This is a genomic window from Bradyrhizobium lablabi (assembly GCF_001440475.1).
In the GTDB taxonomy this organism is placed as follows: Bacteria; Pseudomonadota; Alphaproteobacteria; order Rhizobiales; family Xanthobacteraceae; genus Bradyrhizobium; species Bradyrhizobium lablabi.
The window spans coordinates 1-18036 of record NZ_LLYB01000096.1 but is presented as its reverse complement, the minus strand read 5'-3'; the positions used below and the strand labels follow the sequence as shown (position 1 = coordinate 18036).

Here is an 18036-nt window from a genome sequence, read left to right as displayed (position 1 = left end):
GCCGCGCCTCCCTTGGTCACCCTGCTCAAAAAGCCGGCCCAAGGGAAACGCCATCAATGTCCAACGCTCCGCATTTTGATATCGACGTCCCCGCTTTCTGGGCCGATCCCTATCCGGCCCTTGCGAAGATGCGCAAGGAGACCCCGATCGCCTTTGTGCCGCAACTCGGCTCGACGGTGTTCACCCGGCGCGACGACATCTTCACCCAGGAGAAGCGCATCGACGTGTTCTCCTCGCACCAGCCGAACGGGCTGATGAACGTGCTGATGGGCCACAACATGATGCGCAAGGACGGCGATGCGCACTTGAGCGAGCGTCAGGCGATGTTTCCGGCGGTGTCGCCGCGCACGGTGCGCGACACCTGGGTCCGGCAGTTTCAGGCCCATGCCGACCGCATCCTTGACGAGCTCGTGCCGCAAGGCGCCGCCGATCTCTGCAAGGCACTGGCGCTGCCGCTGTCGGCCGAATGCCTGAAGGACGTCACCGGGCTGACCAACATGCGCTACCAGGACATGGACGCGTGGTCGCAGGCGATGATCGACGGCATCGCCAACTACACCGGCAACAAGGAGGTCGAGGCGCGCTGCCATGCGGCCACCGCAGGCATCGATGCCGCGATCGACGACATGATTCCGGTGGTGAAGAAACACCCGAACACCTCGATCCTCAGCGTGCTGCTGGCTTCCGGCCAGAACATGGACAGCATCCGCGCCAACATCAAGCTGGCGATCTCCGGCGGCCAGAACGAGCCGCGCGATGCGATTGCGGGCGCAACCTGGGCGCTGCTGACGCATCCCGAGCAGTTCGCGCTGGTGCGCGAGGGCAAGGCAAAATGGATCGACGTGTTCGAGGAATATGCGCGCTGGATCGCCCCGATCCAGATGTCGCCGCGCCGCGTCGCCAAACCCTGGACGTATGGCGGCATCGACTTCGAGCCGGAAGATCGCGTGTTCTTCATGTTCGGCTCCGCCAACCGCGACGAGGCCTGCTTTGCCGAGCCGGATCGTTTCGACATCACCCGCGATACGCAGAAGAGCATCGCCTTCGGCGCCGGGCCACACTATTGCGCCGGCGCGTTCGCCTCGCGCGCGATGGTGGCCGACGTCGCGCTGCCGAGTTTGTTCGCACGGCTGAAGGGCCTGCGGCTGGACGAAAACGAGCCGGTTCGGATCGGCGGCTGGGCGTTTCGCGGCCTGCTCAATCTTCCGGTGAAGTGGGACGCGAACTGATCGGCGAAAGCGTTAGCGCGTTCTCGCGGCCGGCGCCGTTGTCGCCGTTTCGCGGCAGCAGGTGCATGTGACGAAACACCCAGCGCATCGCGAGGTACCAGAGGTAGCCGCCGAGGGCCCCGCAAACGGCAAGAAGGATGATGTAGGCGGGATGATACTCGCCGCTCCACCACAGCATCCCGCCGATCCAGAAAACGGCGAAGAAGATGGCGGCGAGTTTCAACCGCTTTTCCTGATCCATGACATCCCTCCGTTGGCTGATGATGGATGTCAGCATGATCGCCGCGACCTCGCCGCACCGTGAGGTGCATCACGCCGCGCAGGAATCACCTAACCAAACCGCCGGCGCGAGCGCTCCTTCGCCTTCTCGGCTTCGACCTCGCGGTCGCGCGGCGGGGCGTTGGTCTCAAGCGAAGCGAGCAGGCGCCGCGCGCTGTCGGAGACTTCGGAAACCGCGCGGTTGAACGCCTCCGCATTGGCCTGCGACGGCGAGTTGAAGCCGGACAGCTTTCGCACGAATTGCAGCGCGGACGCATGGATCTCCGCATGCGTGGCTGGAGGCTCGAAATTGAACAGGGTCTTGATGTTGCGGCACATGGTTCTCTCTGCTGCAGGGGTCGTCGATGAAGGACGAACGGCCGGTGCAAAATCCGACAGCGTGCCCTATTTTGTCATGAATCTGGCGTCACGTTCACCCCTGTCGGCACCTGCAAACAGCGAGTTCCCGATGACCCACGTGACCTACAAGATCGTCGAGCATGACGGCGGCTGGGCCTACACCGTCAACGGCGTGTTTTCCGAGCCGTTTCCGAACCGCGCCACGGCGCTCGCCGCCGCCCGCCGCGCGGCGGCAGAGCAGCGGGTGCCGGGCCGCACGGAGGGGATCGAATACGAAACCGCTGATGGACGATGGCTCTCGGAGACCGCCGCCGGCAACGACCGGCCGGAGACCGAGGTGGAGGGTTAGGCGGCGCGGTCGCATGGTTCGGCGATCTGGTGACGGAAATCGCCGGTGTGATAAGGTTTCCGCAAGCGGCGCACGAGACAGCCGCAGCATCGGGAGAGACCATGATGAATGTTTCGCACGTCGCGCTGTCGGCCGCCGCACTGGCGCTGACCACCATCACCGCTTTCGCCGCCGACTATCCCGCGCCGAAACAGGGCGAGTGGATCGCCAGGGACTTCAAATTCCACACGGGCGAGACGATGCCGGCGCTACGGCTGGCCTACACCACGATCGGCGAGCCGACCGGGCAGCCGGTGCTGGTGCTGCACGGCTCGGGCGGCTCGGCGGCCAGCATGCTGACGGCGACCTTCGGCGGCGAATTGTTCGGCCCCGGCCAGCCGCTCGATGCCGCGAAATACTACATCATCATTCCCGACGGCGTCGGCCACGGCAAATCGTCAAAACCATCCGACGGCATGAAGACCACGTTTCCGAAATACAATTACGAGGACATGGTCGACGCGCAGTATCGCCTGGTGACGGAAGGTCTCGGCGTAAAACACCTGCGGCTCGTGATCGGCAATTCGATGGGCGGCATGCACACCTGGATCTGGGGTGGCAAATATCCGCAATTCATGGACGCGCTGGTGCCGATGGCCTCGCAGCCGACCGAGATGGCGGCGCGCAACTGGATGCTGCGGCGGATGATGCTGGAGACCATCAAGAACGATCCCGATTACAATGGCGGCAATTACACCAGCCAACCGCGCATGATGAAATACGCCATCAACGCCTATGGCATCGCGACCGGCGGCGGAACGCTGGCCTATCAGGCGCTGGCGCCGACGGCGGCGAAGGCCGACAAGATGGTCGATGATCGCCTCGCAACCGCCGTTACCGCCGACGCCAACGACTTCGTCTACCAGTGGGAGGCGTCGCATGATTACAATCCGGCGCCCTCGCTCGAGAAGATCGCGGCCACGCTGCTCCTGATCAACGCCGCCGACGATGAGCGCAACCCGCCGGAGACCGGCATCACTGATGCCGCGATGAAGCGCGTCAAGAACGGCCGGCTGTTCCTGATCCCGGCCTCCAGCGAGACGCGCGGCCATCTCACGACGGGGAACGCGAAGTTCTACAAGAAGGAGCTGCAGGAATTGCTGCAGACCGCGCCGCAGCGGGCGATGTAGGCGAAGCGAACGCGATGTCTGCAAGCCGTTTTCGCCGGATCGCGCTCACGCTGCCCGATGCGGTCGAGAGCGCGCATCAGGGCAAGGCCGATTTCCGCGCGGGCAAGCGCATCTTCGCGACCCTGGGCCATCCCGACGACAACTGGGGCACGTTGAAGCTGACGGCCGAACAGCAATCGATGCTGGTCGAGGCGGAGCCCGACATCTTCCGTCCCGTGCCGGGCGGATGGGGCAGACAGGGCTACACCAATGTGCGCCTCGCCAAGGCCGACGCGACGACGCTGAAGAGCGCACTGACGATGGCGTGGGAGAATGTCGCGCCAAAGGCTTCCGTCAAGCGGCGAGCGACAAAGCAGCCTTGATTTCGCGCGCATGGACTTGTGGTCCCGCTCAATCCAATCATCCATTGCGAAAGGATCATCGAAACTTAGGGCAACTACCCCATGGGACGTTGCGCGCACGCTCCTTGTCGGGAGTGCCTTTCAGCCCTGCGTGTAGCACGTTCACCGCCTGCAACTCGTATCGGTCAGTGGCGAGATCATGAGAAAAGATCACGTCAATGGTCGTGTACCACCATATCAGGCAAAGAACACACGCTGGCGCGAAACGCACTTGCGGCAAGTAATATGTGAAATGGACGCTCGAAGCGCCGCGATCCCGACGCACATCAGGCACTTCTTGAGTCTGGACGTATTCTGCGCCCATGCTGCGCATAACGGCATGGCCGGAAGCCAGTTGGCGATCAATGGACGCGTCGGGTCCAGCAAGCTCTCTGACATGTGAGAGAAGCTGACCGTTGAGATTGCTGTTGAAAGATCCTGTCGGGCCTCGGAAGCCATTGTCCGACGGCCAAAACACCCCATTCGACAGACCGGGCCATACCGTCCAGCGTTGCGCGCCGGCCCGAGACAGGATGCGCCCGTATTCGACGTCGTTAATGGAACCGATGCTGCATTTCTCCAGCCCGAGGAGTTCGGTGAAGCTGAAAGCCCAAAGCACCAACGGGAGCGCAAACAGCAATCCCACGGGAGAAAGCAGGCCTATCGCAATCTTCGGGTTCGTGCCCAACGTGTTTCCATTCGTGAAGATGACCGCAGAGCCGCTCCTTTCCATCAACCGCAGACGATTGGAGCGCATGTTTGGCAACTTGTCGCGCTGGTTCGCACCAACTGTGTACAGGGCAACCCGATTTCGCAGCGCATCAAATCTGCATCCCGGACATCGCTCATTATTTGAGCGTGCATCCGCAAGCAGGCTCCGCTTGAATTGCCGTTACGAATCGTGGGCGCGTCTCGCGAGGACAAGGCAAACAAAAGCGGAGGATCGGATGCGAAGGCTTGCGCCATTCGTCTTGCTGGCCTGCCTTTTGGCGCTCGCCGGTGCGGCGCGCGCCGTCGACAGGGGGCAGTTCGATCACGTGCCGCCGGATATCCGCGCCTGGTTCAAAAGCGTGATCGCGCCGAACGGCGTGCCGTGCTGCGATATTTCCGACGGCCATCGCACCAGCTACGACGTGCGCGGGGGCGCCTATTGGGTGCCGATCGAGGGCCAATGGATGCAGGTGCCGGAGCGCGCGGTCATTCGCGACCAGGGCAATCCGATCGGCGAAGCCGTGGTGTGGTACGTGCATCACCGCGGCAGCATCATCATTAGCTGCTTCGTGCCGGCGGACGCGGTTTGACGACGAAACGTCATTGCGAGCGAAGCGAAGCAATCCACCTCTCCGCTTGGGGATAGATGGATTGCCTCGTCGCTTCAGCGCAAAATTGCTTTGCAATTTTGTCGCGAGCTCCTTGCAATGACGGAGCTAGAAGTCTTCCAAGCTGGGGATGACGTGAAAATGCGGGGATGGTAGCCTGTCAAAAACCGACCGGAGGATTCCCTTGTCCGATATTGCCCCGTCTGACCTCGCCACGATCTATCCTGCCCCCTCGCCCCGCGTGATCGCCAAGGCGCGGCCGGAGATCGACGCGCATTCGAGGAAATTCATCGGCATGTCGCCGTTCTGCGTGCTGGCGACCTCGGGCTCGGACGGCAGCGTCGACGCCTCCCCGCGCGGCGGCAACCCGGGCTTCATCCACGTTGCGGGACCGAACGAGCTCCTGATGCCGGACCGCTCCGGCAACAACCGCATCGATAGTTTCCGCAACATCGTCGAGGGCTCGGGCTTCGTGCAGCTGATCTTCTTCGTGCCCGGGATCGACGAGACGCTGCGCGTCGGCGGCAAGGGCAAGGTGTCGGTCGACCCGGAGCTGATGACCTCGATGATCGAGTTCGGCAAGCCGCCGCGCGCGGTGCTGCGCATCGAGGTCAGCGAAGCCTATTTCCACTGCGGCAAGGCGCTGATGCGCTCGAAATTGTGGGCGGCGACGCAGGTCGAGCGCTCGGTGATGCCGAGCATCGGCGAGGTGATCCACGACCAGACCGGCCTCGGCGCGCGCGAGAGCCAGGCGGAAATCTACGAGCGCTATAAAGAGGGGCTGTAGCAGGCGTCATACCCCGCGAATGCGGGGTATCAGTACGCCGCGGCTTTTCGGTTTAGCCACTGCCGTCTCTGGAATACTGGGTCACCTGCTTTCGCAGGTGACGACCGTGGCGAGCGTTGAGAGATCACCCTCCAGGGGAGGGTAAGAGCGCTAGTCCCCGCTCTCCAGCCCACCCACGTGCTTCTGGGTGTAGAGCTCAAGGCCGATGCGCTGGATCAAATCGAGCTGGGTTTCGAGGAAATCGATGTGGTGTTCTTCGTCCTTCATCAGCTGCTCGAACAGGTCGCGCGAGACATAGTCCTTGACGCTGTGGCAGTAGGTTGCAGCCTCCTGGTAGAGGGTGCGCGCGGCGATCTCGGAAGCGAGATCGCATTCGATGATTTCCTTGACGTTCTGGCCGATACGCAGGGGATCGAGCACCTGCATGTTGGGGAAGCCGTCGAGGAACAGGATCCGGTCGGTGAACTTGTCGGCGTGCTCCATCTCCTCGATGGATTCCTTGCGCCAGACCTTGGCCATGTCGAGCAGGCCCCAATTGTTCAGGAGCCGGTAGTGCAGCCAGTATTGGTTAATCGCGGTGAGCTCGCTGCGCAGGCCCTTGTTGAGATAGTCGATGACTTTGGGATCGCCCTGCATGGTCCACTCCGATTTTTTCAGGCCAAAGGCTGCCTGACACTGAATTTAGAACGCTTCTAAATCAGTTTGGAGCCAAGAGCAACCGTTCCGCAAAGAAAGCGGTGGGAACGAGCAAGAAATCAGGGGATTCAGAGGGCTTTCAGCAGGCCGCGAGGGCGAACGCCGGAGTGGATTCCTGCGCGGGTTCGTCGTTGGCGGCGTGGCGGCTGTGTGGGCAGCCGGAGCAGCATTCTTTGGCGCAGGCGCCCAGCGCTTCGTCGATGATGGTCTTGATCGTGCGCGCGCAGCGGCCGCACTCGGCGCTGCAGCCGAGGCATCCGTAAATCTGCTTGGGATTTCGCGGCAGGTCCGAAGCTGCACTCACGGCATTCCGGACATCGTGGTCGCTCAGGACGTTGCAGGAACAGACAATCATGAAACCGTTAAGACCTTGGGTGATGCGGCTTCATCGATATGGAAGAGCGCGGTGAGATGCAAAAGGAAAAGGCGCATTTTCAAGCAATTCCAAACTGATGCCGGCGAAATACTGGAATGAATCTAAAAGTGGGTATTGCGGTAAATCAAATCCGCGCTGATTTGGCCGGGCGCTTCAATCGCCGCCGCCACCACCGCCTCCGCCGTCGCCACCGCCTCCTCCGCTGTCTCCGCCGCTATCGCTGGATGAAGCGGAATCATGGGACGAAGAACTGTCGCTGCCGCTCCAGGAAAACAGGTTCCAGCCGTTGCCATCGGAACTGTCGCTGGAAGTCGTACCATAGCTGTCGCTACCCGCACTCTCGCGCCGGGGCTTGCGGTTTTGCACCCGGTTCATCAGCAGGTAGCAGATCAGCGACGTTCCGCCGATCGCCACCATCAATGCCGCCATTCCGCTCATCGTCGTGTCCTGCGTTCAATGAACATTTCGGTATCTTCGCACCCGTGCCGCGCCTCACCTCTCGTTTTCGTCATCGCCGGACGCCTTGGCGTTCATTGATTATTCAAGTGAACCGTGGAACTTTTGCCGCGACAAAACCGTGATGTACTTCACGTTGAGAAAGGTAAGGCCATGAAGAAGACATTGATGGCGCTCGCCGCCGCTGCCGCGTTGACCGTTTCGGCCGTGGCTGTTCCCGCACCGGCCCATGCGCAGCGTGGCGTAGCCGCAGGCGTCGCGGCCGGCTTGATCGGCGGCGCCATTGTCGGCGGCGCGATTGCCTCCCAGAACGGCTATTATTACGGCGGTCCGGGCTATTATGCGCCGGGCTATTACGGCGGCCCGGCTTATGTCGCCGATCCCGGCTATGGCGAATCCTGCATCTGGCAGCGGCAGCGGTTCTGGGACGGCTATGGCTGGCGGGTCCGCAACGTCAGGGTTTGCGACTAGAGCCGGTTCCCGCGTCGCGCGAAAAACGCTCTAACCGCCCGTTCATCTTCATTAAATTGCGGCCCGATCATCCCGGAAAAGCACGGCCTTTCCGGGATGGTTGCCATCTTCGGCCCAAAAATACCGTTTTTTTCGGCCACCCATTGCGAACGTTTACTTTCGATTGACCCATGTGCGCTTTTTAGCGAAGCGGCAGTTCGAAACAGCGTGTGAGTCATCCCTAAACCCCGGCGCCCGAAGGCGTCACTCCAGGAGAGCCCAGGACATGAAGAAGACATTTGCTGCCTTCGTCGCGGTCGCAACAATTGCCGGTTCGCTTGCCTCGACCCCCGCCAGCGCGCAGCGCGGCGTTGCCGCAGGCGTGGCTGCCGGCCTGATCGGCGGCGCGATCGTTGGTGGCGCGATCGCCTCCAGCCGCCCGGCCTATGGTGGTCCGGTGTATGTGGAAGAGGCGCCCTACCCGGCGTGCCGCATGGTTCGCGAGCGCTTCTGGGACGGCTACGACTGGCGCTATCGCCGCGTCGAGGTCTGCAACTGATCTGACCGATCGGCGCGCGAGTTGCGCGTCCTGATCCGAAGCCCGGCCGATACTCTCGGCCGGGCTTTTTTGTTTGCATATTCCTCATCCTGTGGAGCCGCGAAGCGGCGTCTCGAAGGATGCAGGCCCGTCTGTGGCCTCATGGTTCGAGACGGCGCTTTGCGCCTCCTCACCATGAGGGGAAGCAGCTCAGCGTCCCCCGCTCATCGAACGCAGCACCGCTTCGCTCGGCCAGCAATCTACCTTCAGGCCGGCGGACTTCTGGTACGCCCCCAGCGCCGCGCGGGTCTGCATGCCGGCCTTGCCGTCGAGCTTGTCCTTGTAGAGACCGATGCGCGTCAGATGTCGCTGCATGGCTTCGACATCGGCACTGCGCAACTGCGTCGAGGCGGTCCACGGCGTCGCGAACGGCTGCGGGTTGATCATGCGGTCGGCGAGATGGCCGACGAACAGCACATAAAGATCGGAGAAATTGTATTCCTTGATGACGAAGTAGTTCTTGGTGGTCAGGAATGCCGGGCCGTAGATGCCTTCGACCTGCAACAGCGAGGCCGGCTGGGCCTGCTCGGCCGCGCTCAATTTCTGCCCGCGCACCGGCGCGAACCCTGCGCGCAGCCATTCGGCGATCGGCCTGGTCACCTCGGGCACGCCCATGGTGCAATCGACATTGGCGGGCGCCTTGACTTCATAGGCCCAGCGCACGCCCGCCTGCCAGCCCTTGTTGACGAGCTGCTGCGCGGCGGAGGCCAGCGCATCCGGCACCGAATGCCAGATGTCGACCCGGCCGTCGCCGTCGAGATCGATGCCGTGTTTGTAATATTCGGAGGGGAGGAACTGCGTGTAACCGGTGGCGCCGGCCCAGGAGGAACGAAATTCGTTGCGCGCCACGACGCCCTCGCCGAGCAGCTTCAGCGCCAGGATGAATTCGCCGCGGTACTGATCCTTGCGCCTGCCGACATAGGCCTGGGTCGCGACCACGCGCAGCGTATCATAGGGCAGCCGATAGCGGCCATAGTCAGTCTCACGGCCCCAGATCGCCAGCACCACGCTGGCGGGAACGCCAAAACGCTTTTCGATCTCGGTGAGCGCGGCGCGATGCTTCTGCATCAGCTTCTGCCCTTCGGCCGCGAGCCGCGCGATGGACGCTTCCTTCACGTAGTCGGCCGGCACCTGCACGAACTCGGCCTGCGCCGGCGCGCCGGTGGCGGGCCGGCCCGGCAGCAGGAGATCGGGCAATTTGTAGTCGGGCTCGAGCCCGTTGGTCTCACGATCGAACGTCGCACGCGACACGCCGGCAGCCTGCGCCTCCGGCCACAGCGAGGCGATGAACTGGGTGAAGGCGGCGTCGGCGGAGAGCGCCGGAGACGCCGTTTTGAGCATCACCGCAGCCCCTATCAGAATTGCGGCGATCGCTCCCGTTCGCAAAGCCGAAACTCCAGCTGGTTTACACGCCGCCTATCAATGCGAGGCGGCGTGCTTGGCATGTTCGGTGGAAACATTCGACAACTTGTCGACATAGGCGATGCCGATCGCCGACAGAATGAAAACCGTGTGGATGATAGTCTGCCACATCACGCCGACTTCGGTATAGGCGCTCTTGCCGGACGCCAGTCCGCCGGCCTCGATGAAGGTGCGCAACAGATGGATCGACGAGATGCCGATGATGGCCATCGCGAGCTTGATCTTGAGCACGCTGGCATTGACGTGGCTGAGCCATTCCGGCTGGTCGGGATGTCCCTGCAGATTGAGGCGGGAGACGAATGTCTCGTAGCCGCCGACGATGACCATCACCAGCAGGTTGGAAATCATCACCACGTCGATCAGGCCCAGCACCGCCAGCATGATCTGCTGCTCGCTGAAGTCGAAGGCGTGGGCAAACAGGTGCCACAACTCCTTCAGGAACAGCACCACATAGACGCCCTGCGCGACGATCAGGCCGATATACAGCGGCAATTGCAGCCAGCGGGAGCTGAAAATCAGCAGCGGAATCGGACGCAGGGCCTTCTGAGCTTCGGACGGCACGGGTCTTTCGAGAGCAAGGGACATCAGGGAGGGCTCGGCTGGAGGATTCGAATTGCGGAAGGAGGTCTATATCTACGCAATCTGTCCGCGCTGTGAAGCGACAACTGGCCGCAGCGCATGTTACGGGAACGTCACGTTTGCCGGATCTCTACGGCAAAACAGCGGTCTTGTACGACCGCGCGTGCAAATTTCCCAAGCCTGATCGTGCGGCCCCGTGCCGCGCAGCGATCGTACGACGAAAACAAGGGAACGCGCCCTCCCCCCGAAATGCGATAGGCTCGCCAAAACTACCGACTCAGCAAAGTGGCGCGATGTTCTTTCCGAAGATCAACGTCAAGGCCGATCCGGTGCGGCGATGGCACCGGCCCGATCGTCATTTCTTCGCGAATGGTGCCTGCCAGGTGCTGGCCTTCGCATTTCTGGAAAGATATTCCGACCTCGGCTTCCATGCCCGCTGGATCAAACCGGCGACCGGCTACACCGGCAACCATATCTTTGTCAGCGATGGCAGACACGCGTTCGATTACCACGGCCTGACCACGGAAGCACAGTTGCTGTCGTTTGCCTTTCGGCGTGCCCGCCGGTTCTTTCCGGGCTGGGACGCGACGCTCGTCGATCTGCCGACAGCGGTTCTGATCTCAGAACAACGCTCACGGCAGATCGAAGGGCTGTGGCTACGCGAGCCGGGGCAATTCCTTCACGATGCAATGCCACGTGCGCAAGCATTCCTCGACAAGTTTGGTAACTTGCGAAACCGCCTGCTCACCGCGTCAGCTTCTTGTACTTCACACGATACGGAATGATGCTGTCTTGCCTAACCGGCGCATCCTGTCTTTTCGCAATCGTCGAAATTGCCTTCCATTATAGATTGTGTAAGATACATGAAGTTGTGGATCGTGAAAATGATCAATCGTCAATTTTTTTCGATTGCGCACGACAGCACGCTTTCAATGGTTCGCTCAAAGCCGGGCCGGTCGTCGGTCTCACGGCCATTCTCGACTATTGGGAATCCAACAGCTCCAGGAAAGACGACCGCTGGCTGGCCTACGCACTCGCAACCGCGCACCATGAGACCGATCGCACGTTCCGCGGAATCGAGGAATATGGAAAAGGCAGGAACAAGGAGTACGGCAGGATCGATCCGGAAACAGGCAAGGCCTATTACGGCCGTGGCCTCGTACAACTGACCTGGCGCAAGAACTACAAGAAGATGGGCGATCTGCTTGGTGTAGATCTCGTACGTCGTCCCGAGCAAGCACTGGACATCAAGATTGCCACCCAAATTCTCTTTGTCGGGATGACACGCGGTAGCTTCACCAACAAAAAATTTGCCGACTATTTCAACGCCGAAACGGAAGACTGGGTCAACGCACGCCGTATCGTCAACGGCAAGGACAAGGCCAATTTGATCGCGGGCTACGGCAAGCAATACTACGCTGCGATCAGCTATACGACCGGATAGCCGCCGGCATCCGCGGCATCATTGCGCAAACCAATTTTTAGCTGGAGGTGCCTGACAATGTTTTTCACACCGCCTCTCGACGAAATCACCCGCGTCATGACCGCCAAGGGATACAAGCTCTACAAGGGTCAGAAAAAGGGAGAGCGAGGCCTGAACCTGGTCGGGATACGCCGAAAGACGGCATCTCCGGACAAGTTCGACGATACCATAGCGGTATTCTTTCTGATCCCGGGCGCCGCCGACGTGATGTATTTCTCGATCACGACCGACCCGAGCCCGCATTACCTGAAGCATCCAGTCAATTCGGCGGGCACCGCTATCCTGAAGGAAGGTCAATATATCGATACGCACAAGGTCTCGATGCACTCACCGGCGAGCGGCAACAAACACATGGCGGTCTGCCAGCGGCTCGGGAAAGTCACCGTGTTCCGGGACAAAAACAAAGACGGCAAACTGGACTTTGTGAACCCGCAGTCAGGGATGTTTGGCATCAACATCCACAAGGGCCCGCTCAATGGAAACTGGGACACCAGGAATCCGAACTACTCGGCGGGGTGCCAGGTATTTGCCGACGCGGACGATTTCAAGATCTTCCTGGACCGGTGCAAGAAGGAAGCCGCCGACGTCAAGAACGTGTTCTCATACACGTTGCTTAACGAGAGCGACTTCTAGAGCGGGATGACTCTGCTTCGAATCCTTATCCCGCTTGATCTTTTTGCTTGAGCACGATCTCCGGACAAACGCTTCGCGTTTGTCCCCGGGGAAAACCGCTGCACACTTTTCCGGATCATGCTCTGGCAACCGGGAAGATCACCGCGTCAGCTTCTTGTACTTCACGCGGTGCGGAATGATGCTGTCCTGGCCGAGCCGGCGCATCTTGTCCTTTTCGTAGTCCTGGAAGTTGCCTTCGAACCATTCGACGTGGCTGTCGCCTTCAAAGGCCAGGATGTGGGTGGCGATGCGGTCGAGGAACCAGCGATCGTGGCTGATGATGACGGCGCAGCCGGCAAAATCCTCCAGCGCCTCTTCCAGCGCACGCAGCGTGTCGACGTCGAGGTCGTTGGTCGGTTCGTCGAGCAGCAGCACGTTGGCGCCGGATTTCAGCATCTTGGCCAGATGCACGCGGTTGCGCTCACCGCCTGACAGCGCGCCGACTTTCTTCTGCTGGTCGGCGCCCTTGAAGTTGAACGACGAGCAATAGCCGCGCGAATTGACTTCCTTCTTGCCGAGCAGGATCAGCTCGTTATTGCCGGAGATCTCCTCCCACACCGTCTTCTTGCCGTCGAGCGCGTCGCGCGACTGGTCGACATAGCCGAGATGCACGGTCTCGCCGACCGTGATGGTGCCCTTGTCAGGCTTTTCCTGCCCCGTGATCATGCGGAACAGCGTGGTCTTGCCGGCGCCGTTGGCGCCGATGACGCCGACGATACCGCCGGGCGGAAGCTTGAAGGTAAGATCGTCGATCAGCTCGCGATCGCCATAGCCTTTGCTCAAGCCCTCGAAGTCGACGACATTGGCGCCGAGCCGCTCCGCGACCGGGATGATGATCTGCGCGGTCTGGGTCTGCTTCTCGCTCGCCTGCTTCAACAGCTCTTCATAGCGCTGGTAGCGTGCCTTGGACTTGGCCTGGCGCGCCTTGGGCGAGGACGCGATCCACTCCTGCTCGCGGGCCAGCGTCTTCTGGTGCGCGGCCTCCTCGCGGCCTTCCTGCTCGAGGCGCTTCTGCTTCTGCACCAGCCAGGACGAGTAGTTGCCCTCGTAGGGAATGCCGCGGCCGCGATCGAGCTCGAGGATCCAGCCGGTGACGTTGTCGAGGAAGTAGCGGTCGTGGGTCACGATCAGGATCGCGCCGGGATAGTTGCGCAGATGGCCTTCCAGCCACGACACCGACTCGGCGTCGAGATGGTTGGTCGGTTCGTCCAGCAGCAGAAGTTCCGGCTGGTCCAGCAGCAGGCGGCACAGCGCGACGCGGCGGCGTTCACCGCCCGAAAGCTTGGTGACATCGGCATCGTCGGGCGGGCAGCGCAGCGCGTCCATCGCCTGGTCGACCTTGCTGTCGAGATCCCAGAGGCCGGCGGCCTCGATCTCGTCCTGCAATTTCGTCATCTCGTCGGCGGTTTCGTCCGAATAGTTCATCGCCAGCTCGTTGTAGCGATCGAGGATCGCCTTCTGCTTGGCGACGCCCTGCATGACGTTTTCGCGGACGTTGAGCGCGGGGTCGAGGTGCGGTTCCTGCTCGAGATAGCCGACGCGGGCGCCCTCGGCGACCCAGGCCTCGCCGGTATACTCGTTGTCGAGGCCGGCCATGATCTTGAGCAGGGTCGATTTGCCCGAGCCGTTGACGCCGAGCACACCGATCTTGGCATCCGGGTAGAAGCTCAGATGGATGTTATCGAGCACCTTGCGGGTCGGGTAGCTCTTGGTCAGACCCTGCATGAAATAGACGAACTGGCGAGCCATCGCGCTTCCTTGAAACCGGAGGATTTATGGAAATTTTGCTGCCGCTGATGTAGCGGCGTGGCTCCCAAAGGGCAACCGCAGGAACCCGTTTTCCATCCGTTCACCACGGATGAATACGGGTTGGTCACCATCCGGGCCGAGATCCCGACAATTGTAACCTTCTTTTAACAAATCGGGCGAAAACTCGTTTTCAGCGCCGGAAAAGGCGTCTCAAAACAAGGGCCCGCGTCATGGCTACGATCGGTTCGGCATCTCTTTCCGCTCCGGCTCACGTACACGCCGGACTGGCAAAACCCTTAGCAAAACCCCTGGCAGAACTCCGCGCCTTCTGGCGGAAGTTCATCGCTATGGCATTCAACCCGTACCGCCCGGAACTGCACTATATGCGCGGCCCGGGCCCGGCCTGCCGCGCCAAGCAGGCTCCTCGCAACTGAACGGGTTCGAGTAAATCCCGGAATTGCCGGGGACGCTCGCCGATTCCCCCTGTTATCATGGGCGACGCCGGTCCGGCGGTCAGGCGGAGCAAATTCAATGAATGGCTTCCTATACTTCCTGATCGGCGGATGTGTAGCTAGTGCTGCTGCGTTTGCCTTCTTCCAGCAGCAGGATATCGGGAGAATCAGCTCGGCGGATATCATCGCTACCGGCATGTTCTTGTCTGCATTGGCGGCAACCGCTTGCGCACTGGTTTATTCGCGCTGCGGCAGGAGGTTGAGATCGCGGCTTGAGCAGGAGGCGATNTGACGAGGACAGTCGGGTGCGCACCAACGCCCGCACCAAAGGGGAGGTGCGANCCCCCGCATGGTTCGTAGAACGAGGAACATCAGCTTCTTGCGCTGAGCCGCGAGACGCGCAACCATGGCGATCTTCCCGGACGGCTATCCCGCCGTCATCCTCGCCATCAACGGACCTCCCCATGACGCGGCTGCGCTGTGCAATCCTCGACGACTATCTCAACGTGGCGCTTAAGGTCGCCGACTGGTCCAAGGTCGGGGATCGCGTCGACATCACGGTGTTCAACCAGCCGTTTGCGACCGCGGAAGCCGCGGCCAGCGCGCTGAAGGATTTCGAGATCATCTGCGCGATGCGCGAACGCACCCCGTTCCCGCGCACCATGTTCGCCGCGCTGCCCAACTTGAAGCTCCTGATCACCTCGGGCCTGCGCAATGCCGCCATCGATATGGAGGCGGCCAAGGATCACAAGGTCACGCTGTGCGGCACGCAATGGGGCCGCGACCCCACGGCGCCGCTGACCATGGGCCTGATCCTGGAGCTGACCCGCAATATCGGCCGCGAAAACGCCCGCATGCATGCCGGCGAGCCCCTGCAGGCCCATGTCGGCATGGAGATCGAGGGCCGCACGCTCGGCGTGGTCGGCCTCGGCAAGCTCGGCACCAAAGTATCGAAGCTGGCGCAGGCTTTCGGCATGCACGTGATCGCCTGGAGCCCGAATTTGACGCCGGAGAAGTGCAAGGAAGTCGGCGTCACCTATGTGAGCAAGGATGAGTTGTTCTCGACCGCCGACATCGTCACCATCCATGTGGTGCTGAGCCAGCGCTCGCGCGGGTTGGTCGGGGCCGCCGAGCTGGCGCGGATGAAGCCGACCGCCTACCTCGTCAACACCGCGCGCGGGCCGATCGTCGACGAAGGCGCGCTATTGGAAGCGCTGACGCAGAAAAAGATCGCAGGCGCCGGCGTCGACGTGTTCGCAGTCGAGCCGCTGCCGGTCGACCATCCGTTCCGCAAGCTCGACAACATGGTGCTGACACCGCATCTCGGCTACGTCACCGAGGACAGCTTCCGCAACCACTACCAGCAGATGGTCGAGGGCATCGACGCCTGGTTCAAGGGCGAGCCGAAGCAGCGGCTGGCCTAGCCCTAAGATCGAATTGACTTGCACCTGCCTGGCTGATGCCCTTGGACGACCGCTCGCTTTCATCCTAACCGGCGGCGAAGCGGCAGACTGCAAGGCGTATGATGCATTAATCGGCTTGCCCGAGCGCACGCCCGACGCCCTGCTCACGGACAAGGGATACGATGCCGACGCCATTCGTGCCGACCTTGCCGATCGGAAGATCGAGGCCGTCAATCCAGGTCGCTTAAATCGTCGCGTAAAGATCGAGCATGACCGTGCGCTCTACAAGCAGCGCAATCGCATCGAACGCATGTTCGGTCACCTGAAGGTCAACCGCGCCATTGCCACCGCTACGACCAACTGGCCCAGCAGTTTCCTCGGAATGGTCCATCTCGCCACCGCCAGATACTGGCTCAAATTTGTCCACGCCGCCTAGGCCGCCCCTCATGGTGGGGAGCGCGAAGCGCGTCTCGAACCATGAGGCCCCGTCCGGGGCCTACTCCTTCGAGACGCCCGCTCTGCGAGCTCCTCAGGATGAGGGTTTGACGGTTGCGACACAGTAGAACGAGCCACGCTCACGCTGCGTGCTGCGCGGTTGCCCCGCTGGCGACCTCGGCAAATCCCTGACGCCACGACGGATGCGCCGGCTGCCAGCCAAGCTCGCGCCTCGCCTTGGCGTTGGAGCCTGCGCGCACCTCGGTCATCATCGAAACCAGGTGCTCGCCGGCGAACAAGCGGCCTAGCCAGGCCGGCACGCGAATGGGCGTCCTCGCGCCAACCAGCGTGGCAAGCGCAGGCAGCCATTCGCTGACCGGCGCCGGGTCATCGTCGACGATGTTGTAGATCTCGCCTGGCTTGCCGCGCTCGATGGCGGCGACGGTCGCGGCGGCGGCATCCTCGACATGGATGAACGACCACCGTCCGCCACCGCCGCCGATCAGCGGCACGCGGCGGTGGCGTACCTGATCGATCATCGCGCGCGAGAGCATGCCGGTGTCCGGACCGTAGAATGATCCATAGCGCAGCACGATCCCTTCAGGGCTTGCCGAGCTGGTGACGGCGTCCTCCAGATACTGGATCGCCTGCAGCGTGCGGCGCAGTTCCTCCGGCGGATCGGGATCCAGCGCATCGGCCTCCGTCTTGATCGCTTCGCCGCCGCGGCCGTAAGTCCAGCCGCAGAAGCTCTGGGCGATGAAGCGCGTCACGCCGGCTTCGCGAGCGGCCGCGAGCAGGAAATCGGTGCCCTCTGTGCGCAATTTGTTGGTGGTGGCGAAGGCGCGGTCGAAATGCCTGAGATCCGTTACTCCGGCGAGATCGGTCATCTGATCGATGATGATTTCGGGCTTCGTCGAGAACACGGCCGTGCGAATGGCCTGTGCGTCGAGCCCATTGGCGATCGCGGGTTCCGCGCCCATCCGCCGGATGAGTTCGACCTTCGCTGCCGTTCGCGTCGTGCCGACGACGGCATGACCGGCTGCAATCAGCTGCGGAACAAGCTGGAGGCCGACGGCGCCGGTGGCGCCCGCAACAAGAATTCGCATGGCGTGATCCTCATGTTCGTTGCGACTGGCGGCAGGTAGTCGGAGCGAACGTGAAATCAAGCGGGCGAATGCCGTGGCGGCGGAAATCTGTGCGAAGCGCGGAACTCGGCCGGGCTCACCTGCCCCGGCAAGGATGATCCAACAAAAAAGGCGCGCCGTCGACGCGCCTCAAATGCTTGTCCGGCAAGAGACCGTTTAGCGAATCGTGACCGGTGCGGGCAGCGGCGGAACGACCGTCTGCTGCGCGCCGGGAACGGGCGCCAGCTGGGCCTGCGCCGGTCCGGGGGCGGCTGCGGGGCCGGCCGCAG

The 18036-nt window shown here is 62.0% G+C and carries 23 protein-coding genes and 1 pseudogene; 14 read left to right on the top strand and 10 right to left on the bottom strand.

Going from position 1 to position 18036, the window contains the following annotated elements:
* Positions 1 to 56 precede the first annotated feature (56 nt).
* Positions 57 to 1229, top strand: a complete 1173-nt coding sequence (locus CQ14_RS28255) for a cytochrome P450 (protein WP_057861103.1) — start codon at positions 57 to 59, stop codon at positions 1227 to 1229.
* On the opposite strand, the gene CQ14_RS28250 is transcribed toward CQ14_RS28255, so the two are convergent.
* Both CQ14_RS28250 and CQ14_RS28245 read right to left on the bottom strand, forming a co-directional pair.
* On the bottom strand, positions 1198 to 1470 hold the full coding sequence (locus tag CQ14_RS28250; RefSeq protein WP_063800436.1) for a hypothetical protein: 273 nt from the start codon (positions 1468 to 1470) through the stop codon (positions 1198 to 1200). The genes CQ14_RS28255 and CQ14_RS28250 overlap by 32 nt on opposite strands.
* Positions 1471 to 1559: 89 nt before the next feature.
* A complete protein-coding gene (locus tag CQ14_RS28245; RefSeq protein WP_057861102.1) occupies positions 1560 to 1826 on the bottom strand; it encodes a DUF2277 domain-containing protein in 267 nt (88 codons plus the stop codon).
* Between the two features lie 130 nt (positions 1827 to 1956).
* Between CQ14_RS28245 and CQ14_RS28240 the strand changes: the two genes are divergently transcribed.
* From CQ14_RS28240 to CQ14_RS28230, 3 genes are all read left to right on the top strand, one after another.
* Positions 1957 to 2196, top strand: a complete 240-nt coding sequence (locus tag CQ14_RS28240; RefSeq protein WP_057861119.1) for a DUF2188 domain-containing protein — start codon at positions 1957 to 1959, stop codon at positions 2194 to 2196.
* A gap of 104 nt (positions 2197 to 2300) precedes the next feature.
* Entirely contained in the window at positions 2301 to 3365 is a 1065-nt protein-coding gene (locus tag CQ14_RS28235; RefSeq protein ID WP_057861118.1) for an alpha/beta fold hydrolase, read from the top strand.
* 14 nt (positions 3366 to 3379) lie between these two features.
* On the top strand, positions 3380 to 3727 hold the full coding sequence (locus CQ14_RS28230) for an MmcQ/YjbR family DNA-binding protein (RefSeq protein ID WP_057861101.1): 348 nt from the start codon (positions 3380 to 3382) through the stop codon (positions 3725 to 3727).
* 55 nt (positions 3728 to 3782) lie between these two features.
* On the opposite strand, the gene CQ14_RS28225 is transcribed toward CQ14_RS28230, so the two are convergent.
* Positions 3783 to 4502: a hypothetical protein gene (locus CQ14_RS28225; protein WP_156435515.1), complete on the bottom strand. Its 720-nt coding sequence runs from the start codon at positions 4500 to 4502 to the stop codon at positions 3783 to 3785.
* A gap of 190 nt (positions 4503 to 4692) precedes the next feature.
* On the opposite strand from CQ14_RS28225, the gene CQ14_RS28220 reads away from it, so the two are divergent.
* The gene (locus CQ14_RS28220) at positions 4693 to 5046 is read left to right on the top strand and encodes a hypothetical protein (RefSeq protein WP_057861099.1); all 354 of its coding nucleotides are present in this window, start codon (positions 4693 to 4695) and stop codon (positions 5044 to 5046) included.
* Between the two features lie 202 nt (positions 5047 to 5248).
* Positions 5249 to 5851, top strand: a complete 603-nt coding sequence (locus tag CQ14_RS28215; protein WP_057861098.1) for a pyridoxamine 5'-phosphate oxidase family protein — start codon at positions 5249 to 5251, stop codon at positions 5849 to 5851.
* A 150-nt stretch (positions 5852 to 6001) separates the two neighbouring features.
* On the opposite strand, the gene bfr is transcribed toward CQ14_RS28215, so the two are convergent.
* From bfr to CQ14_RS28200, 3 genes are all read right to left on the bottom strand, one after another.
* Positions 6002 to 6487 carry a bacterioferritin gene (gene bfr, locus CQ14_RS28210; RefSeq protein ID WP_057861097.1) on the bottom strand — a complete coding sequence of 162 codons (486 nt, stop codon included), beginning with the start codon at positions 6485 to 6487 and terminating at the stop codon, positions 6002 to 6004.
* A 139-nt stretch (positions 6488 to 6626) separates the two neighbouring features.
* Positions 6627 to 6902, bottom strand: a complete 276-nt coding sequence (locus CQ14_RS28205; protein WP_057861096.1) for a (2Fe-2S)-binding protein — start codon at positions 6900 to 6902, stop codon at positions 6627 to 6629.
* 174 nt (positions 6903 to 7076) lie between these two features.
* A complete protein-coding gene (locus tag CQ14_RS28200; RefSeq protein ID WP_063800435.1) occupies positions 7077 to 7361 on the bottom strand; it encodes a hypothetical protein in 285 nt (94 codons plus the stop codon).
* Between the two features lie 171 nt (positions 7362 to 7532).
* Between CQ14_RS28200 and CQ14_RS28195 the strand changes: the two genes are divergently transcribed.
* Together CQ14_RS28195 and CQ14_RS28190 are read left to right on the top strand one after the other, a co-directional pair.
* Complete coding sequence (locus tag CQ14_RS28195; protein ID WP_057861094.1) at positions 7533 to 7850, top strand: hypothetical protein; 318 nt, start codon at positions 7533 to 7535, stop codon at positions 7848 to 7850.
* A 265-nt stretch (positions 7851 to 8115) separates the two neighbouring features.
* Positions 8116 to 8388 (top strand): hypothetical protein, encoded by a 273-nt coding sequence (locus tag CQ14_RS28190; protein ID WP_057861093.1) that lies wholly within the window; start codon positions 8116 to 8118, stop codon positions 8386 to 8388.
* A 189-nt stretch (positions 8389 to 8577) separates the two neighbouring features.
* Here CQ14_RS28190 and CQ14_RS28185 read toward each other — a convergent pair whose 3' ends face one another.
* Both CQ14_RS28185 and CQ14_RS28180 read right to left on the bottom strand, forming a co-directional pair.
* Complete coding sequence (locus tag CQ14_RS28185; RefSeq protein WP_057861092.1) at positions 8578 to 9768, bottom strand: lytic murein transglycosylase; 1191 nt, start codon at positions 9766 to 9768, stop codon at positions 8578 to 8580.
* Positions 9769 to 9846: 78 nt separating this feature from the next.
* Positions 9847 to 10434 carry a TIGR00645 family protein gene (locus CQ14_RS28180; protein WP_057861091.1) on the bottom strand — a complete coding sequence of 196 codons (588 nt, stop codon included), beginning with the start codon at positions 10432 to 10434 and terminating at the stop codon, positions 9847 to 9849.
* Between the two features lie 113 nt (positions 10435 to 10547).
* On the opposite strand from CQ14_RS28180, the gene CQ14_RS28175 reads away from it, so the two are divergent.
* The 3 genes from CQ14_RS28175 to CQ14_RS28165 all read left to right on the top strand — a co-directional run bounded on the left by CQ14_RS28175 (position 10548) and on the right by CQ14_RS28165 (position 12544).
* Positions 10548 to 11213 (top strand): hypothetical protein, encoded by a 666-nt coding sequence (locus CQ14_RS28175; RefSeq protein ID WP_245320565.1) that lies wholly within the window; start codon positions 10548 to 10550, stop codon positions 11211 to 11213.
* An 86-nt stretch (positions 11214 to 11299) separates the two neighbouring features.
* On the top strand, positions 11300 to 11872 hold the full coding sequence (locus CQ14_RS28170; protein WP_057861089.1) for a glycoside hydrolase family 19 protein: 573 nt from the start codon (positions 11300 to 11302) through the stop codon (positions 11870 to 11872).
* A gap of 57 nt (positions 11873 to 11929) precedes the next feature.
* On the top strand, positions 11930 to 12544 hold the full coding sequence (locus CQ14_RS28165) for a hypothetical protein (RefSeq protein WP_057861088.1): 615 nt from the start codon (positions 11930 to 11932) through the stop codon (positions 12542 to 12544).
* Between the two features lie 138 nt (positions 12545 to 12682).
* Here the strand turns inward: CQ14_RS28165 and ettA are convergent, their stop codons facing one another.
* Complete coding sequence (gene ettA, locus CQ14_RS28160) at positions 12683 to 14332, bottom strand: energy-dependent translational throttle protein EttA (protein WP_057861087.1); 1650 nt, start codon at positions 14330 to 14332, stop codon at positions 12683 to 12685.
* A gap of 230 nt (positions 14333 to 14562) precedes the next feature.
* Between ettA and CQ14_RS46855 the strand changes: the two genes are divergently transcribed.
* The 3 genes and pseudogenes from CQ14_RS46855 to CQ14_RS28145 form a co-directional block, all read left to right on the top strand.
* Positions 14563 to 14766, top strand: coding sequence for a hypothetical protein (locus tag CQ14_RS46855; RefSeq protein WP_082650060.1), 204 nt, complete (start codon positions 14563 to 14565; stop codon positions 14764 to 14766).
* A 482-nt stretch (positions 14767 to 15248) separates the two neighbouring features.
* Positions 15249 to 16208 (top strand): D-2-hydroxyacid dehydrogenase family protein, encoded by a 960-nt coding sequence (locus CQ14_RS28150; protein WP_057861085.1) that lies wholly within the window; start codon positions 15249 to 15251, stop codon positions 16206 to 16208.
* Positions 16209 to 16230: 22 nt separating this feature from the next.
* Positions 16231 to 16623 (top strand): annotated as a pseudogene (locus tag CQ14_RS28145) (IS5 family transposase); the annotation flags it as partial.
* 139 nt (positions 16624 to 16762) lie between these two features.
* Here the strand turns inward: CQ14_RS28145 and CQ14_RS28140 are convergent.
* On the bottom strand, positions 16763 to 17728 hold the full coding sequence (locus CQ14_RS28140) for an NAD-dependent epimerase/dehydratase family protein (protein WP_057861084.1): 966 nt from the start codon (positions 17726 to 17728) through the stop codon (positions 16763 to 16765).
* Positions 17729 to 18036 lie beyond the last annotated feature (308 nt).

Coding starts and splice junctions, on each gene's coding strand:
- CQ14_RS28255 (WP_057861103.1), top strand. CDS start 57: ATGTCCAACGCTCCGCATTTTGATATCGACGTCCCCGCTTTCTGGGCC.
- CQ14_RS28250 (WP_063800436.1), bottom strand. CDS start 1,470: ATGGATCAGGAAAAGCGGTTGAAACTCGCCGCCATCTTCTTCGCCGTT.
- CQ14_RS28245 (WP_057861102.1), bottom strand. CDS start 1,826: ATGTGCCGCAACATCAAGACCCTGTTCAATTTCGAGCCTCCAGCCACG.
- CQ14_RS28240 (WP_057861119.1), top strand. CDS start 1,957: ATGACCCACGTGACCTACAAGATCGTCGAGCATGACGGCGGCTGGGCC.
- CQ14_RS28235 (WP_057861118.1), top strand. CDS start 2,301: ATGAATGTTTCGCACGTCGCGCTGTCGGCCGCCGCACTGGCGCTGACC.
- CQ14_RS28230 (WP_057861101.1), top strand. CDS start 3,380: ATGTCTGCAAGCCGTTTTCGCCGGATCGCGCTCACGCTGCCCGATGCG.
- CQ14_RS28225 (WP_156435515.1), bottom strand. CDS start 4,502: ATGCGCTCCAATCGTCTGCGGTTGATGGAAAGGAGCGGCTCTGCGGTC.
- CQ14_RS28220 (WP_057861099.1), top strand. CDS start 4,693: ATGCGAAGGCTTGCGCCATTCGTCTTGCTGGCCTGCCTTTTGGCGCTC.
- bfr (WP_057861097.1), bottom strand. CDS start 6,487: ATGCAGGGCGATCCCAAAGTCATCGACTATCTCAACAAGGGCCTGCGC.
- CQ14_RS28205 (WP_057861096.1), bottom strand. CDS start 6,902: ATGATTGTCTGTTCCTGCAACGTCCTGAGCGACCACGATGTCCGGAAT.
- CQ14_RS28200 (WP_063800435.1), bottom strand. CDS start 7,361: ATGAGCGGAATGGCGGCATTGATGGTGGCGATCGGCGGAACGTCGCTG.
- CQ14_RS28195 (WP_057861094.1), top strand. CDS start 7,533: ATGAAGAAGACATTGATGGCGCTCGCCGCCGCTGCCGCGTTGACCGTT.
- CQ14_RS28190 (WP_057861093.1), top strand. CDS start 8,116: ATGAAGAAGACATTTGCTGCCTTCGTCGCGGTCGCAACAATTGCCGGT.
- CQ14_RS28185 (WP_057861092.1), bottom strand. CDS start 9,768: ATGCTCAAAACGGCGTCTCCGGCGCTCTCCGCCGACGCCGCCTTCACC.
- CQ14_RS28180 (WP_057861091.1), bottom strand. CDS start 10,434: ATGTCCCTTGCTCTCGAAAGACCCGTGCCGTCCGAAGCTCAGAAGGCC.
- CQ14_RS28165 (WP_057861088.1), top strand. CDS start 11,930: ATGTTTTTCACACCGCCTCTCGACGAAATCACCCGCGTCATGACCGCC.
- ettA (WP_057861087.1), bottom strand. CDS start 14,332: ATGGCTCGCCAGTTCGTCTATTTCATGCAGGGTCTGACCAAGAGCTAC.
- CQ14_RS46855 (WP_082650060.1), top strand. CDS start 14,563: ATGGCTACGATCGGTTCGGCATCTCTTTCCGCTCCGGCTCACGTACAC.
- CQ14_RS28150 (WP_057861085.1), top strand. CDS start 15,249: ATGACGCGGCTGCGCTGTGCAATCCTCGACGACTATCTCAACGTGGCG.
- CQ14_RS28140 (WP_057861084.1), bottom strand. CDS start 17,728: ATGCGAATTCTTGTTGCGGGCGCCACCGGCGCCGTCGGCCTCCAGCTT.